This window comes from Ensifer sp. M14 (assembly GCF_003355565.1).
Lineage (GTDB): Bacteria > Pseudomonadota > Alphaproteobacteria > Rhizobiales > Rhizobiaceae > Ensifer.
Genome location: NZ_QJNR01000004.1, coordinates 3,834,703 through 3,850,101 on the forward strand (window position 1 = coordinate 3,834,703; position 15,399 = coordinate 3,850,101).

General features: G+C 61.0%; 16 protein-coding genes and 2 tRNA genes. 11 read left to right on the forward strand and 7 right to left on the reverse strand.

Features of this window, described 5'->3' with window-relative positions; translation table 11 throughout:
* Positions 1 to 35: 35 nt before the first annotated feature.
* The 3 genes from cysD (at position 36) to BLJAPNOD_RS18695 (ending at position 2,838) form a co-directional block, all read left to right on the forward strand.
* Entirely contained in the window at positions 36 to 989 is a 954-nt protein-coding gene (gene cysD, locus BLJAPNOD_RS18685) for a sulfate adenylyltransferase subunit CysD (protein WP_115420762.1), read from the forward strand.
* On the forward strand, positions 989 to 2,494 hold the full coding sequence (gene cysN, locus BLJAPNOD_RS18690; RefSeq protein ID WP_115420763.1) for a sulfate adenylyltransferase subunit CysN: 1,506 nt from the start codon (positions 989 to 991) through the stop codon (positions 2,492 to 2,494). The genes cysD and cysN overlap by 1 nt, the downstream gene beginning before the upstream one ends.
* 149 nt (positions 2,495 to 2,643) lie before the next feature.
* Positions 2,644 to 2,838: a hypothetical protein gene (locus BLJAPNOD_RS18695; RefSeq protein WP_115420764.1), complete on the forward strand. Its 195-nt coding sequence runs from the start codon at positions 2,644 to 2,646 to the stop codon at positions 2,836 to 2,838.
* A 120-nt stretch (positions 2,839 to 2,958) separates the two neighbouring features.
* Here the strand turns inward: BLJAPNOD_RS18695 and BLJAPNOD_RS35645 are convergent, their stop codons facing one another.
* Together BLJAPNOD_RS35645 and BLJAPNOD_RS18700 are read right to left on the reverse strand one after the other, a co-directional pair.
* On the reverse strand, positions 2,959 to 3,102 hold the full coding sequence (locus BLJAPNOD_RS35645; RefSeq protein ID WP_199565964.1) for a hypothetical protein: 144 nt from the start codon (positions 3,100 to 3,102) through the stop codon (positions 2,959 to 2,961).
* A gap of 478 nt (positions 3,103 to 3,580) precedes the next feature.
* Positions 3,581 to 4,540: a bile acid:sodium symporter family protein gene (locus BLJAPNOD_RS18700; RefSeq protein WP_077504137.1), complete on the reverse strand. Its 960-nt coding sequence runs from the start codon at positions 4,538 to 4,540 to the stop codon at positions 3,581 to 3,583.
* Positions 4,541 to 4,749: 209 nt separating this feature from the next.
* On the opposite strand from BLJAPNOD_RS18700, the gene BLJAPNOD_RS18705 reads away from it, so the two are divergent.
* Positions 4,750 to 4,929, forward strand: coding sequence for a hypothetical protein (locus tag BLJAPNOD_RS18705; RefSeq protein WP_115420765.1), 180 nt, complete (start codon positions 4,750 to 4,752; stop codon positions 4,927 to 4,929).
* 82 nt (positions 4,930 to 5,011) lie between these two features.
* On the opposite strand, the gene BLJAPNOD_RS18710 is transcribed toward BLJAPNOD_RS18705, so the two are convergent.
* The 3 genes from BLJAPNOD_RS18710 to BLJAPNOD_RS18725 all read right to left on the reverse strand — a co-directional run bounded on the left by BLJAPNOD_RS18710 (position 5,012) and on the right by BLJAPNOD_RS18725 (position 9,095).
* Positions 5,012 to 5,431 carry a hypothetical protein gene (locus tag BLJAPNOD_RS18710; RefSeq protein WP_115420766.1) on the reverse strand — a complete coding sequence of 140 codons (420 nt, stop codon included), beginning with the start codon at positions 5,429 to 5,431 and terminating at the stop codon, positions 5,012 to 5,014.
* Between the two features lie 479 nt (positions 5,432 to 5,910).
* Positions 5,911 to 8,016: an alkyl sulfatase dimerization domain-containing protein gene (locus tag BLJAPNOD_RS18715; RefSeq protein WP_244610967.1), complete on the reverse strand. Its 2,106-nt coding sequence runs from the start codon at positions 8,014 to 8,016 to the stop codon at positions 5,911 to 5,913.
* Positions 8,017 to 9,018: 1,002 nt separating this feature from the next.
* A tRNA-Pro gene (locus BLJAPNOD_RS18725) sits at positions 9,019 to 9,095 on the reverse strand.
* 273 nt (positions 9,096 to 9,368) lie between these two features.
* On the opposite strand from BLJAPNOD_RS18725, the gene BLJAPNOD_RS18730 reads away from it, so the two are divergent.
* Together BLJAPNOD_RS18730 and BLJAPNOD_RS18735 are read left to right on the forward strand one after the other, a co-directional pair.
* Positions 9,369 to 9,842, forward strand: a complete 474-nt coding sequence (locus BLJAPNOD_RS18730) for a hypothetical protein (RefSeq protein WP_077504142.1) — start codon at positions 9,369 to 9,371, stop codon at positions 9,840 to 9,842.
* 388 nt (positions 9,843 to 10,230) lie between these two features.
* The gene (locus tag BLJAPNOD_RS18735) at positions 10,231 to 10,665 is read left to right on the forward strand and encodes a hypothetical protein (protein ID WP_115420768.1); all 435 of its coding nucleotides are present in this window, start codon (positions 10,231 to 10,233) and stop codon (positions 10,663 to 10,665) included.
* A 268-nt stretch (positions 10,666 to 10,933) separates the two neighbouring features.
* On the opposite strand, the gene BLJAPNOD_RS18740 is transcribed toward BLJAPNOD_RS18735, so the two are convergent.
* Positions 10,934 to 11,008: transfer RNA gene (locus BLJAPNOD_RS18740), tRNA-Gln, on the reverse strand.
* Between the two features lie 213 nt (positions 11,009 to 11,221).
* Here BLJAPNOD_RS18740 and BLJAPNOD_RS18745 point away from each other — a divergent pair.
* From BLJAPNOD_RS18745 to BLJAPNOD_RS18760, 4 genes are read left to right on the forward strand one after another with little or no spacing between them, the layout of a single operon-like run.
* Positions 11,222 to 11,518, forward strand: a complete 297-nt coding sequence (locus BLJAPNOD_RS18745) for a cupin domain-containing protein (protein WP_115420769.1) — start codon at positions 11,222 to 11,224, stop codon at positions 11,516 to 11,518.
* Positions 11,519 to 11,535: 17 nt separating this feature from the next.
* Entirely contained in the window at positions 11,536 to 12,459 is a 924-nt protein-coding gene (locus tag BLJAPNOD_RS18750; RefSeq protein WP_115420770.1) for an MBL fold metallo-hydrolase, read from the forward strand.
* 2 nt (positions 12,460 to 12,461) lie between these two features.
* Positions 12,462 to 12,914: a DCC1-like thiol-disulfide oxidoreductase family protein gene (locus BLJAPNOD_RS18755; RefSeq protein WP_115420771.1), complete on the forward strand. Its 453-nt coding sequence runs from the start codon at positions 12,462 to 12,464 to the stop codon at positions 12,912 to 12,914.
* Positions 12,911 to 13,543 carry a DUF4166 domain-containing protein gene (locus BLJAPNOD_RS18760; protein ID WP_115420772.1) on the forward strand — a complete coding sequence of 211 codons (633 nt, stop codon included), beginning with the start codon at positions 12,911 to 12,913 and terminating at the stop codon, positions 13,541 to 13,543. The genes BLJAPNOD_RS18755 and BLJAPNOD_RS18760 overlap by 4 nt, the downstream gene beginning before the upstream one ends.
* Positions 13,544 to 13,567: 24 nt before the next feature.
* Here the strand turns inward: BLJAPNOD_RS18760 and BLJAPNOD_RS18765 are convergent, their stop codons facing one another.
* Positions 13,568 to 14,476 (reverse strand): DUF1499 domain-containing protein, encoded by a 909-nt coding sequence (locus BLJAPNOD_RS18765; RefSeq protein WP_115420773.1) that lies wholly within the window; start codon positions 14,474 to 14,476, stop codon positions 13,568 to 13,570.
* 260 nt (positions 14,477 to 14,736) lie between these two features.
* Here BLJAPNOD_RS18765 and BLJAPNOD_RS18770 point away from each other — a divergent pair, with 260 nt between their 5' ends.
* Positions 14,737 to 15,126 carry a hypothetical protein gene (locus BLJAPNOD_RS18770; RefSeq protein WP_115420774.1) on the forward strand — a complete coding sequence of 130 codons (390 nt, stop codon included), beginning with the start codon at positions 14,737 to 14,739 and terminating at the stop codon, positions 15,124 to 15,126.
* Positions 15,127 to 15,399: the final 273 nt, after the last annotated feature.

Genomic DNA, 15,399 nt, shown 5'->3' on the forward strand with positions numbered 1-15,399 from the left:
ACTCCTCAAAAGACAAGATCCTCCCGGAGACTGAAATGCCCCTGACCCATCCGGAAACGGAACTGCACAACCCGCAGAGCACCAAGCCGCCGCTTGACCCGCATCTGAAGGCGCTGGAAAACGAAGCGATCCACATCTTCCGCGAAGTGGCCGCCGAGTTCGACCGGCCTGTCATGCTCTACTCGATCGGCAAGGATTCCTCGGTGCTGCTGCACCTGGCACGCAAGGCCTTCTATCCCGGCCGCGTCCCCTTCCCGCTGCTGCACGTCAATACCGGCTGGAAGTTCTCCGAGATGATCGCGTTTCGAAACGAGATCGTGAAGCGCTACGACCTCGACCTGATCGAGCACGTCAATCCGCGCGGTGCTGCGGAAAACGTCACGCCGTTCAGCCATGGTTCGGCGCTCTATACCGACATCATGAAGACCGAGGCGTTGCGCCAGGCGCTTGATGCTGGCCAGTATGACGCAGCCTTCGGCGGCGCGCGCCGCGACGAAGAAGCCTCACGCGCCAAGGAGCGCATCTACTCCTTCCGCACCCCCGACCACCGCTGGGATCCGCGCAACCAGCGCCCCGAGCTCTGGAACGTCTATAACGGCATGGTGCGCAAGGGCGAGAGCGTGCGCGCCTTCCCGCTGTCGAACTGGACCGAAGTCGACATCTGGCGCTACATCCAGGCGGAAGACATCCCGATCGTGCCGCTTTATTTCGCCAAGAAACGCCCGGTCGTCGAACGCGACGGCATGATGATCCTTGCCGAAGATCCCCGCCTCGAGCTTTTGCCTGATGAAACCAAGCGCGAAGAGGTGATCCGCTTCCGCACGCTCGGCTGCTTCCCGCTGACCGGCGCCATCCGCTCCGAAGCCACCTCGCTCGACGACATCATCTCCGAACTTGAAACCGCGACCGTATCCGAACGTCAGGGCCGCGCCATCGACCGTGACCAATCCGGCTCGATGGAAAAGAAAAAACGCGAAGGATATTTCTGATGACCGCACCAGCAACAGCGAATGCCGTTCAGGAAGACGCAGCCGGCCAGGTTCTGGCGTTTCCGGCCTCCGAAACGGCACGCGCCACGCGCGACAGCCGTCCCCTTCGCCTCATCACCTGCGGATCGGTCGACGACGGAAAGTCGACGCTGATCGGCCGGCTGCTCTGGGATACCAAGGCGGTCAAGGAAGACCAGGCGGCGACTCTCAGGCGTGATTCCAGCGGCAAGCAGAACGATCTCGGCCTGCCGGACTTCGCGCTGCTGCTCGACGGTCTCCAGGCCGAGCGCGAACAGGGCATCACCATCGACGTCGCCTATCGTTACTTCTCAACCGACCGGCGCTCCTTCATCGTCGCCGACACGCCCGGCCACGAGCAGTACACCCGCAACATGGCAACCGGCGCCTCGACAGCCGACCTCGCGATATTGCTGGTCGACGCTCGCGTCGGTCTGCTCGAACAGACCCGGCGCCACGCGACCATCGCGACGCTGATGGGCATCAAGCAGTTCGTCCTGGCGGTCAACAAGATCGACCTGACGGACTATGACCGCGCCCGCTTCGACCAGATCAGCCACGAGTTTCGTGAGCTGGCGTTGTCGCTCGGCGTGCGCCAGGTCACGGCCATTCCGCTTTCAGCGCTGAAGGGCGAGAACGTCGTTTACGACGGTCTCGCCTCCATGCCCTGGTACGACGGCCCGACACTGGTTGAAGTGCTTGAACTGGCGACGACACGCTCGTCCCAGACCGTTGGCTTCCGCTTGCCGGTACAGCGCGTCTCCCGTCCGGGCGAAAGCTTCCGTGGCTACCAGGGAACGGTTGCCGGCGGCTCGGTGAAACCCGGCGACAGCGTCGTCATCCTGCCCTCGGGCATGGTCGCCAACGTCACCAAGATCGTCACCTTCGACCTGGTGCGCAATGCGGCGGTGGCGGGAGACGCCATCACGCTGGTGCTCGATCGTCAGGTCGACGTTTCGCGTGGCGACATGATCGTCGCCATCGACAGCCAGCCCCTGACGGGCCTTGCCTTCGACGCCCAGATCGTTGCGCTGCAGCCTGACGGCATCCAGCCGGGCAAGCGCTACTGGCTGAAAAGCGGCAGCCGCCGCCAACGTGTCCAGGTGCAACCCGCAAGCCAGCTGGACCTGAAGACCGGCAAGTGGGAACCGGCCGAGCAACTGGCGATGAACGCCATCGGCAAGGTTCACCTGGCCTTTGACGAACAGGCGATCTTCGACCCCTACGAGCAGAACCGCACGACCGGCGCCTTCATCCTGATCGATCCCGACACCAACAACACGGTGGCCGGCGGCATGATCACGGCCAAACGCTCGGCGCTTGGCGGCATTCATACGGAAGATGCGCGTGTGATCCTGTCGCTACCGGCCGATCTTGCCGATCAGCTGATGGCAACCGAGCTGTTTGCGGCTCGTCGCGAGGACGCCGAAGTACGTCGCGTCAGCGCCGGCCGGGCGAGCGAGATCATCGACACGATTGACGGCTGATCGCCGGTCACCCAGGATAAGAAAGAGGGCCTGCGTGGGCCCTTTTTCGTTTCGACGGATCTGCGCGACGCCTCGCTGAATTGCGCCAACGCATCTTTCCGAAATTGACTGCTGCGCTACTTTCCATGGACGGGGAAGGAGGAGTAGCCATGATGCTGGAGCATGAACGGGAAGACGCACCGCGCCGTGGCTTTCTTGGGCGGGCCATGACGATCGAGGCCTTCGCACGGAAGTACCGGCTCGACGCGGAGGAGACAAGACGGCTTCAGGGCCAGTTCGGCCCGACGGCCGACGAGATCGAGTTGCTGCAGGCCGCTCGGCGCAACGGTATGCCGGAGCAGTAACACCGACCTGCGCTGGAGTGCGTCTCCAGCGCAGCGCGTCAAACAGGACGCCCAAAGGCGCTGTAATGCTAACCATTTTCCTGCTTACATCGATTTCGATCTAGGGAATCGCGCAGCAAATCACGACCGCTGCTCGATGCTCGGAAGCACCATCGTCAGCGGGGCGGGATCGGCGTGCTGCCAAAGCTGGTAGCCGACGACGCTGCCGAGGATGGCGGACCATATGGCGATCTCGCGGAATGTGACTATCGGTTCCTTCAACATCTGAGCCTCACGGGGAGAACGATTGTTGAGGACAATATCGCCTTTATTGTTCACTGCGATAAGACGTCATTCGGTGAACATGCCGTCTCCAATTGAACAATAACGGTTTGCTTGCGGCGTGCGCGTATTTCGGCGGCACGCGCTGGCGCTGCGCCGAACGCACACATTGATCCCCATGGTCCCGGCTCGCGCGACACAAACGCCCGGCAATGGTCGCGACGATCTTCGTGCCGCCCCGTGCCGAAACGGCACACAGCTTGCAATTGCTTCACCTTGAGCAGCGGCCATAAAATTTGAGGGTTTAAATATGTCGATGCATTTGTAAGTTGGCGCGTCGATCATGATGATCGATAGGGCTGTTTCACCGTTGCCAAACGTCGTGGGACAGTCCGCCTGACCAACAATGCCAGGAGCCCTGGTCAGGCAAAGAAAAGGGCCCTTGCGAGCCCTCTCCTGTCTTCCAATGCATCATCCCTGATCAGCGGGCGCTGACCGCAGGCTCGGCATCTTCATCTTCCGTGCGGCTGGCGAAATAGTTGGCGAGCAGCGCGCCGGAAATGTTGTGCCAGACGCTGAAGATCGCGCTCGGCACCGCGGCCACTGGAGAGAAGTAGGCGTTCGCCAGAGCGGCGCCGAGGCCGCTGTTCTGCATGCCAACCTCGATCGCGATCGCCTTGCGTTTGGCAAGCGACAGACCGGCAGCCTTGGCGGCGAAGAAACCCAGGAGATAGCCGAGGCCATTGTGCAGGACGACGACGGCGAAGATCAGCAGGCCGGAACTGGCAATCGCGCCCTTGCTGGCACCGACAACGGCGGCGACGATCAACACGATGCCCGCGACGCTAACGAGCGGCAATGCCGGCACGGCAGCCTTGACCAGGCCCGGCAGCAGTTTCTGCAGCAGGAAGCCCAGCGCCAGCGGCACCAGCACGACCTTGACGATGCTCATGAACATCGCCATCGCATCAACAGGCAGATATTGGCTGGCGAATGTCCACACGAGAAACGGCGTTACCACCGGCGCCAGAAGCGTCGTGACGCTGGTGCAGGCCACCGACAGCGCGACGTCTCCCTTCGAAAGGTATGTCATCACGTTGCTCGAGGTGCCGCCCGGGCAGCAGCCGACGAGGATGACGCCGGCGGCCACTTCCGGCGCCATCGGGATGATGGCGGTCAGCAGCACCGCAAGCAACGGCATGATCAGAAACTGCGAGATGACGCCGATACCGACCTCGAACGGGCGCTTGGCGACCTCCTTGAAATCGTCGAGCGAAATCGTGAGCCCCATACCAAACATGATGATGCCGAGCAGCGTGACGATGTAGGGCGTGATCTGCTTGAAAATATCCGGAAAAACGAAGCCGAGAACGGCGAAAAGAATGACCCAGAGCGCGAAAGTACGTCCGACAAACTGGGAAAACGATGCGACTGCCTTCAAAATCTTACTCCTTGACGTGATGACGGCTGTCTAGGCGTCAGGCCCGGTTGCTTCAACACGTTTCGAACAAAAATCCGTCAGAGGTCGCAACATTGTGTCGATCACGACGTGACATCAGACACAAACGAGACGCATCTGGACATCAACCGCGACATGCGGATATCAGGCAGGTCTGGCGCGACGACGCGCAGGATCTCAAGGAGACGAAGATGACCGCGGACAAAAAACCGGAGACGACCGTGACCGTCGAAAAGCGCTCGAACGGCAAATGGTGCTTCGTCGTAAAGTATCGCGGCGTCACCCACCCGGCCCAGGGCAACTTCTCCTCGATGCTGCAGGCGCAGGCGATCGGCCAGTCGGTCCTGAAGGCTTTGGAAAAGCAGGGCTGAAAACGCCCGCCCCGTCGATGCGGCTATGATGGAGCAGCCGAAGTTACTCGCCTGCTCGCGGCATCTGGGTGTGCGACGGCGACTACTCCGTCGCCGAGCGAATGATGTTACAGAGGCCGTCGCGCACGATGTCCTTGGAGGTCATCTGCCCGGCCTGGATATCGAAGATGGCATCGACGCGCGTGCCGGCGCCGCGCTTGCGGGCGACGACCCGCAACGTTTGTATACGGCCGGAACCGGTCGTTTCCTGAAACGCGTCGACAGTGCCGAGTGACTTATCGACCTTGATGCCCGAGAACCCTTCGGCGGCAACGCCTTGAGCCAGCCGTTGCAAAGCGGTTTCAGGCTTCAGCTTGGCGAATTCCTGCCAGGTCTTGTAGCTGATAGCCGTCACCAACGGCACACCGGATACCTTGAAGTTCTTTTCGCAGCTCTGTGCCTGCGCCACACCATGGCTCGCCAGAACCAGCACCGATGCGGCTATTGCCCGCCTGATCAACATTCCCCCACCTTTCGACAAGCACAACAATGTAGCCACCGAGACTACAACCCTTAGTTATAGTTAGACAAGTCGAACATCCAGTCATGCACCGTTGTTCGACAAGCGGCGCGATCGGGCTGCAAAGTGCGCGCCCGAAACGATTGGGAGGTCGCTCTATGCCTTCGAAGATTTGAGGTTGATGCTTGCGAAGCGTCAGCTTGTTCTTTCGCCTCACGCAACCTGGCGAGCGAGGTCAGTGGAAATCCAATTCGCCCCTTGCCCTTCGGCGGCATCGGCCCGAAGCAGACGACGAACGACTTTCAGCGCTTTCCTGCATACCTGGCTTTGTGATGGGCAGCCGCATATGGCATCTCGCCGATGGGCATGTGCGTCTTGCGGTCGGTGACCGTGCCTGGCCGGTACTGCCTGACCAGGGTCATTGGCGTTGATCCGTTTGCGGTATGCGCCCACCTTGGCCACATCCGCATCGTTGCGTGATCCTATTCCACCACGGACATTAGATCGCCACCGAATTGAAACGGCTTCACGTCGGTGGGAACCGAGCGAGCATTGGCCGTCGCCGGGAAAATTTCAAAGTCGGGCGTGAAAACCGTAAGGATAGAGCGCAGTTCATTGAACGGTCGGCGGTCGCCTTCGAACCGCGCATGACCCTCTGTTTCAAGCTGTTCAAAGGTTTTTGCACCCACCATCACCTGATCGAGGTCGGATCGGTTGAGTGTGATGGTCAATTCTGCGTCGGACTTGATGAAGCCCTTGATATTGGTGAGTGTCGCGTTCGACATTTCGACGAGAAACTTTTCATCATTGTCGGGTGTGACCAGATTGATGGTCCAGTGCATCCCCTCGGCCTTGCGGCTGTCCATGCTGATGCCAAGGAAATCGAGCCACTGCTCGGTCGCCATGGCCCGGACGACGTCAGGGCCATTGGCGTTAGCGGCGATGCCTGCGGCAATACCGGTGCGCAGTTCGGCGGCCAATTGGAGGTAGGTGTTCCGGAAGCTGGTGCTTTCGTTTTGGTATCCCAGTTGTTCAAAGGCATCGGCCAACAGGTTGCGGGCATCCTGATTGGTCGGTTGCGCGAATACCAGCCGCGACAGGATTTCCCCGGATTCCCGGTAACGCCCGGCAGCATTTAGTTCGCGTCCCTTGGCGAGAATGGGCTGTGCGCCTCCCATCATCTCAACGTAAAGCGGCGCGATGTCCGCTGGCGACAAGGGGTCCAGATTGGCCGGGTTGCCATCCCAGAAGCCCAGGAAGCGGTTGATGATAGCGCGGACGTTGTTCTTCACCGCTCCGTGATAGCTGCGCGCAGCCCATTGCCGCTGCAGGCTCTCGGGCACTTCATAGGTGTTGTGCACCTGGTTGATCGTTACACCCTGGTTGGCAAGATGCAGCGCCTGATTGTTCATGTTGGCATAAAGATCGCGCTGGGCGCGCAGAACTTCCATGATACGGGCATTGCCCCATCGCGGCCAGCTGTGCGAGGCGAACAGTACTTCCATATCGGCGAAGTTGTAGATTGCCGCATTGATCTCCTTGGACCAGTTCAACGAATTGCGGACCGGTGCGCCGCGCAGCGTGTAGATGTTGTGGATGGTCGCGGTGACATTTTCGCCTGCCCAGAAGGCCTTCCATTCAGGGAACCACGTGTTCATCCCTGCCGGTGCTTCCGTGTCTGGCGTATTCTGAAACACCATCTTCACGCCATCGACCGAAATTTCCTGGAACGGCTGGCTGACGCTGACCGTTGGCGCGATAAGGCCCGGCGCGCCGGCCGAAACATTCTTGCCGATCGACTGATCGACATGACCATGCGGATTCCGGGCAAGGATGGTCGCATACTGTATCCGGCTGCGACGGCTCATGGCGTTGCCCGCGAACACATTTTCCGAAATGGCCTCATGCAGGAAATGTTCAGGCGCGATGATCGGTACACGCCCGCCCCGCACGTCGGCTTCATCGACCACGCCACGCACGCCGCCAAAGTGATCGATGTGCGAATGTGAATAGACCACACCCGTGACAAGTCGCTCGCCCAGAGTGTCATTGATGAATTTGAGCGCCGCGCGCGCGGGTTCCGCGGTGGTCGCTGGGTCGAAGACGATCCAGCCGGTGTCTCCCTTGATGAAGGTGATGTTGGCGAGATCGAAACCACGGACCTGGTAAATCTTGTCTGGCAGGACCTCATACAGACCGTAGCCCATATTGAGGATGGCCTGGCGCTGCAGCGAAGGATGAATGCTTGGAAAATCCTTGCCCTGCAATAGGAATTGGTAGCTTTCCATGTCCCATGCGATATGTCCGGCATCGGCCATGATTTTGGTGAAGGGCGGTGTTTTCAGGAAACCGCGGCGGTGCTCCTCGAAATCGCGCTCATCTTCGAAAGGCAGCCCCGCCTTCACGCTCTTGCGAAGCTCCAGTGTCGCGGCAGATGCAGGTTTTCCCTGGGGGTGGAAATGCTCCCCTTTGGCGGCGTTGAGGTCGAGGAGTGGATTGGCCGTCTCGGCGGAGACAGGGGCAGCCAGAAGAAGTGCCATGACCGAACCCAAAACATAACCAGAACGTGCAAATTTTGACTGGAACATTACATTCCTCCTGTTGGCGATAGTCACCGCTACGCCCCTCAAAATCGTCCACTGACCTCAAGTCATAACACTACTTCTGCGTACATGAGAAGATTCTATTATTCTTGCAGTGCTAAAGACACGTCGTTTCAGAGCCCCCTGCACGCGATCGTAGAGCTTAAAGACCATCAAAAATTCCTGTTGTTCGGCGATGAAGTGCACTCATTCGGGCTGCACCGCACAAGAACATTGAATTCGAAGCTCGGGATCACCGATAAGGTCGATTTTGTGATGACGATCCCGCCGAAGGGTACGGGACCAATTGGGGGCGGTGTGGCCACGTCGCACGTTTTCAAGACACGTCTTCAAGTCGAGACAAACGCACTTCTCTTTCAAGCCGCGACACTGCCCGCGGACGTTGCCGCAATCATCGCGAGTACGGAGATGATCGAGGAGACGCCAGAGATTTTGAGCTCCTTTGGTCGAAGGTCTCCTACATGCGCGACAGGCTACGCGTTCTCGGTTTTGATATCGGAGGCGGTACCAGTCCGATCATTCCGGTCTTTGTTCGCGTGTCCGATACACTTCTGCAAATGGGCAAAGAAATGTATGACGAGGGCGTATACACCGCTTCACCTGCTTGCCCTGTTGTAAGGCAATCAGAGGTTCGCTTCCGTTTCATCCTCAACGAGTCAGCAGATTGACCAGAGTCTGGATGTCCTCGAAAAGCTCGCTCGGAAGTACGGAGTGTTGACGGCCCAAACCGCCGATTGACTGAAAGCCATCGACATCCAATGTTTAAAGCGTCGGACAAGGCTTAGAACGAGCCCTGTCCGTAGTTTGTGCAGTCCTGGGCTTTCTTGTCGCTGGGGCGTGAAGCGTCGGCGATGCTATGGCAGTCAGGCGGGGCGCTTCAGCCGATTGAACATAGCAGTTCATGCCAATGCAATGATGAAAATCACGGCAGCGTTTTGCAGAGACATGAGATAAAATGAAAAACCCCGCAAATGCGGGGTTTCAAGCTGGTCGGAGTGAGAGGATTCGAACCTCCGACCCCCACGTCCCGAACGTGGTGCGCTACCAGACTGCGCTACACTCCGTGACCAGCGGCGCCTCTATAGAACAGGCATTTGGATTGCACAAGCGCCTATTGCGAAAAACATTCTCGGTCACGCAATAATGAGCAGGGCCAGTGGAAAACCGAGGCGGCAACGGTGATCCACCTCCTGTTTGATACGGCCTTCACACCAAATATCGGCCAGAACCGAAGACGATCGCTACCGAGCGAGACGCCCCTTGACGGGGATTGCCTGTGTTGCTTGTCTAATGCACCGGCTTCAGGTGCTTGCCCGCTATCGCCAAGGAGTACGTCAATGCCGCCGATCCGTTCTGTTTCGCTTGCCGCGATCGTCGTTGCCGGCCTGGTGCCCGGTACGGCAGGTGCCGATATTGCAGCCCCCTGGGGCTTCGAAGTGGATCTGTCCTTCTCACAAGCCGCCGCGAGCAAACTTCAGGCGCTCAAGGAAGGGATCGTGATTGCGGCCTATTACTCCGGCGAGCCGGCGCCGGGCGCCGAAGAGCACGCCGACCAGATCGGCATGATCGATCTGGGCGAAGACAGGACCGAACGAGACGGCGAACCGGCGACGGTGGCAATTGCCGGCAAGGGCGATATCGAAACACGGCTGCATTGGGTCAAGGACGGCGAGCCCCTCGTCAACATCAACGTCTACTCCGCCCGTCGCAGCGGCCCGGACAACCTGCTCGACTGTGACGTCTATGACGGCCCGCTGAAGGCGATCGCCGGGAGCGCTACCAAGATCGGCTGCAAGCTGATCGGCGAATAGGCCGGGCAGCCGAGCTTCCCTCGTCGGACGCATCGGAGCAAATCGCGCCCGCGCATCAGCACGAAAAGAGCGTGAACGCCGCCCAAAAGGCATTGCTGACCAGACCTGTCAGGACGAGCTGTTCGAATCGCTGTGCCGCAACCGTTCGCATGTTCACGGCGGCGGGCGAAGAGGCGTGAATCGGCTCCAACCGTTCACGTTGCCGTGAGGCTGCGAGGCCAAGTAGGGCCTTTCTGCAACGCTTCGCATTTTCCTGAAATAGAATGCAGACAGCGGATTTTCTTTGCAGGCTTTTGGCGCTAGAGGCTCAGCGGAAAGCGCGCAAACTCAGGGGATTGAGGCCTGCGCGCGAAGCCTATTTCCGAACGAGAGCCAAAGGGACGAAAACATGAACTTCCGCATGATGACGGTGGCAGGCCTCGCGCTTGCGCTCGCAGGCTGCACCACGACGACGGGGATCTCCAAAAACGCGGTCGAATCCCGCTGGCTCGGTCAGCCGGCCGGCGGCTTCTTCGCCCAGTATGGCCCTCCGCTCTCCGATGTCGAAAGCGGCAGCTCCACCGTCTACAACTGGAAGGGCGGTTACAAGACCCGCAAGGTCCCGGCGCAGTATGAAACCGGCAAGGACGGCAAGCGCGGCAAACGCATTTCCCCGGCCCGCACGGAATACCTGAGCTGCTCGGTTCAACTGACCGTCTCGTCGGACTATGTCATCCGCTCGATCCGCCTCCTCGGCGACCACAAGCGCGCCGGCGGCCCAAGCTGGTGCGAGGAATTCCTCGGCGGCGCCAAGCAGGAAAAGCCGGCAACACCGGCGAGCTGATTGCCGAGCGCATAACAATCCAGACATTCCAGACCCGCCAGCGTCCGTTGGCGGGTTTTGTATTTCGGCGGCGGATAGCGGAGCGGACGGAGCGAGTGACTGTCGCAGCGCGCCGATGAAGACGAACGACCCGCGCGGCGCGGGCTGACTACACTGAACCGACCATGCTTGCTTCCGGGACGGACCAATACGCGAACAACGATGGGTGCCATGCCGGACATGGCAATCGGGGCACGAAAGAACGTTGAGCACTGTCTGAGGGAAAATATGGCTGGGGCGCCAGGATTCGAACCTGGGAATGCCGGTACCAAAAACCGGTGCCTTACCGCTTGGCGACGCCCCAACGGAGTTGACGGAGAACATTCGCGCCAAATCGAGCGCCTGATTATCAAAGCTCGTGCCGCGTCACAATGATTAAGTTTGCGGTATGCGCGGTTTTGTTCGGCTTTGTCACGCATATTGGTTTTGTCGTGCGCGAAATGCCAGCATCTGGCGCGGCGGTGCCCTTCCCTTCCCCCACATCCCCTCCTATTCTCCGGCGCGAATGGAGACCTCTATGAGCCAGTTTCGCGCCCGCCCGCCCGCCGTACCCAGCATTCTTGTCGATGACGCGGTGGTGCGCATTACCCGATGGGACTTCGAGCCCGGCGCCGATACCGGCCACCATGTCCGTGGCCTCGGCTATGTCGTCGTGCCGATGACCGATTGCCAGTTTCTGCTGGAGGAGGACGGCGGCAGCCGCCGGGTGGATATCGCCAAGGGCGCCGCCTACCGGCGCGAGGCCGGCATGGCGCACAATGTCGTCAATGCCGGCAGCGAACCGATGGCCTTCATCGAGATCGAATACAAGTGAAGACCAGGAAAAGACGCATGCAAGGCCCCGACTTCGATCTCGACTTCAAGCCGGCGCATGGTGAGGCTGTGACCGTTGCCGACGGGGTGCAGCGCATCACCGTCAACAATCCTGGGCCTTTCACTTTTCACGGCACCAACAGCTATATCGTCGGCGACCGCTCGGTGGTCGTGATCGATCCCGGGCCGGACGACGAGGCGCATTTCCAGGCGCTGATGGCGGCGCTCAAGGGACGCGAGGTCACCCACATCGCCGTCAGCCACACCCATCGCGACCACTCGCCGCTGGCACGCCGGCTCAAGGCCGCAACCGGCGCAACGATCGTCGGTGAAGGGCCGCACCGCGCTGCGCGCCCGCTGCACGTCGGCGAGATCAATCCCTTTGCCGAGAGTTCCGACATGGAATTTTCGCCTGATGTCGTGCTTGCCGATGGCGGGCGGATCGAAGGCGACGGTTGGGCGCTGACGGGGCTTGCCACCCCCGGCCACACCGCCAACCACATGGCCTTTGCGCTCGAGGGTACCGGCACGGTGTTTTCTGCCGATCACGTCATGGCCTGGGCGACGACGATCGTCGCGCCACCGGACGGCGCCATGGCGGACTACATGGCGTCGCTGGAAAAACTGCTTGCGCGCGACGATCGGCTCTATTTGCCGGGCCATGGCGGCCCCGTCATCGAACCGGCCTCGTTCCTGAGGGGGCTGCGCGCCCACCGCCGGATGCGCGAACGTGCGGTGCTGGAGCGCGTGCGCGCCGGCGACGGCAAGATCGCGGATATGGTCAAGGTGATCTATGCCTCCACCGACATCCGATTGCACGGCGCGGCCGCCCTCTCCGTGCTGGCGCATCTCGAAGACCTCGTCGAACAGGGGCGCGTCGATACCGACGGGCCGCCCTCCCTTTTTGGCGACTACCGGCTGGCGCCCGGAGGGGCCGTCTGACGATGCGGCAGCAACGCCATGGCTACCGCAACGATCCGTCGGTGCCGGACTTTCCCGACGATCGCCCGGTGATCGTCTTTGACGGCGAATGCATCTTCTGCTCGGGCTGGGTACGCTTCATGCTGCGCCATGACCACCGGGCGCGTTATCGCTACCTGACGGCGCAGTCGACGCTCGGCCGGGCGCTCTACCGGCATTACGGCCTCGATGACCACAACTATGAGAGCAATATCCTGATCGAGAACGGCATCGCGCGCTTCAAGTCCGACGGATCGATCCGCACGCTTGCAGGTCTTGGCCTGCCGTGGTCGCTGGTAAACATCTGCCGTATCCTACCGGCCGCCCTTCGCGATCCGCTTTACGATCTCGTTGCGAGAAACCGTTACCGGATCGCCGGCCGCCGCCAGACCTGCATGGTGCCGACAGCGGAAGAGCGTGGACGCTTCATCGCATGACGCAACGTTTGGTCGATCACCAAAGCCTCTACCGACAGGTGCTTGGCCCACGATGGGATCGCCTGCCCGCGGCGATCCGCGCCTTGCATGAGATGTCGGAGGGAACCGCGACCTTCAGGGGATGCGCGGTCGTCGAGCGTGGCCGGTGGCCACTGGCGCGTCTCGCAGCCTTCCTCGCCGGCTTTCCCACCGCGGCGCAGGGTGTGCCGGTCGAGATCCGCTTTGCATGCGCCGATGGTCGCGAGGTGTGGACCCGGCGCTTCGGCGATAAGGTTCTGCGCAGCTCCCAGCAGAAAGCGGAAGATCGGAAAGAACGATTGCTTGCCGAGAATTTCGGGCCGTTTCGTATCCTGTGCAGCTTGGCGCCTGAAGAAAACCGCCTGCACCTCAAGGTTCGCGGCTGGTCCGTTCTCGGCCTCCCGCTCCCGCTGTTTCTGGCGCCGGGCGGTCGGACGTTCGAGGAGGATCGCGACGGTCTGTTTCACTTCCATGTCGAAGTCGAAAGCCCCTTGACCGGCTTGATCGTGCGCTATCGCGGCTGGCTCAAGCCAGCGGACGAGCCGACAGCGCCGACCGCGAGGGAAACGCTTCGCAAATCCGATAATCTCGGCGCCCTCGTGCACGACTGAGGCGTTCGGCCGGTCCTCTCCTGATCAATCGCCGGCAATGCCAAGCAGCTCGGCATCGAGCGCCCGCAAGAACTGGTCGGCGAAGGCGGCGCCGATGCCGAGGTCGTGTTGACCGTAGCGGGACGCGACACGCAGGTCGACGAAGGTCGTCTCCGCCTCTTCGCGCAGTCGGATCAGCACGTCGAAACGAAAACCGGCAATCAGTGTACGCCACTCGCCCTGAAGCACGACATCGCTGGAGCGCCGTCCCGGAATGGCGCCTTCGAGCGCGATTTCCGGCCGCGATTCCGGCACGGGGACATTCTCCGGCTCGACAGAGGCGTCCGCCCCGGCATTTGGCCGGACGGCCAGATCCTCGAGGTCGGCGCGGGTATTTTCGACGCCGAGTTCCTGCGTGACGCCGACGCGCGTTTTCTCGACAACATTGCGCACACCCTGGAACACGCGGTCGAGCGCGCCGTCATACCGTCTCCCGGTCAGGCCGGGATAGGCGACGATCTGCGCTTCACGATCTTCGGGAGTGACGGCCGGCTTGCGCTTCAACCAGCTTTCCTCCGTCTGCGGTACTTTCAGCCAGGGTGGCGGCGTCACCGTATCGGTGCTGACATCATAGATCGCTGGCCGGCTCAGGTAGTGCGCTACGCCAAAGCCGATAAAACCGAGGGTCGGCGCGGCATAGACAAGGGCCGAAGCCGAGGCGAGCCCGCCGATCGCGGCGACCTGCCAAAGCCGCGCGAGCCCGACTACGGCAAGCAGGACGCCAAGCAGAGCGAAAGCACCGGAAAGGCCGACCAGGCCGAGGAAGTGCGGTGTCGTCAACGGGCCGAACCGATGCGCAGCCAAGGACAGGGCGAAGATCGCAAAGGCGATGCGGGCAAAGCGGCGCGCCCAATGGGCGGCATGGGAATAGGGGCGCTCGTACCGGACCATCATGTAACGGAATCAATCCCCTGCATCGAAACAGATCCGCATTCTTAGACCATGGCCGGGGCCGTGAAAACAGGCAATAGAATCGAGATGGAGGCACGGGGTGGGCGCGCCAGGAGCCTTGCCGCAAAATCGCCATTCTCGTTAACCACCTATCAGGCATTAGGAATATGCCCGCACGGCGGCAAAGGCCGCAGGGAACAGTCAACCGGAGGCAATGGCCGTCGTCTGGGAAGTGATCCAGCACGGCAAGACGGAGAGACATCATGGTCGCATCGCAAGCAGCCGTGGCAACTGCCACCCACGCAGCACCGCCCCCACCGGCTGACACCGGTATACCAATGGCGCTGCTGGAGCTTGAGCTTTCCCTCGACGGTTTCTCCGGCAGCAAGGATGATTTCACCGCTTTCATCCGGACGGTCGCCGATAATGTCGGCGGCGAGTTTCTCTTTGCCTTGCCGGCGTCCGGCCTGATCGAGGACTGCCTGAGCATCGCCGTCCTGCGCCTCGGCGAGACCGAGGGCGATACCTCGCCGATCCTGTTCGTCTGCCTCGAGGAAGAAGGCTCGACGATCCGGCTTGAGCATCCCGGCGAGAACACCCAGGACCTGAAAAGCTTTGCCGAATCCTTTGTCGGCGTGCTCGAGCGCATGTAAGCTTTGAGGTGCATGGAAACGGATTGACGGCTGCCCGCCGGCAGGCCCATCATGCCTCCATGCGATTGAATCGTGAATACAAAAGCCTTGTGGCGCGCGCATACCTGAACGCCGGCGTTTGGCCTAGCGTTGCGGCGACGCCTCGGCCGGCGATTGCACGATCCGCCCTGCCGGTCTTCATGGCAATACCCGAAAAAATCAGGGTGGACACGACAGCCCGCCATGCGGCAGAGCTCTGTCCTGCAGGCGGCGGTAAAGAGCTGAGCGATGCGG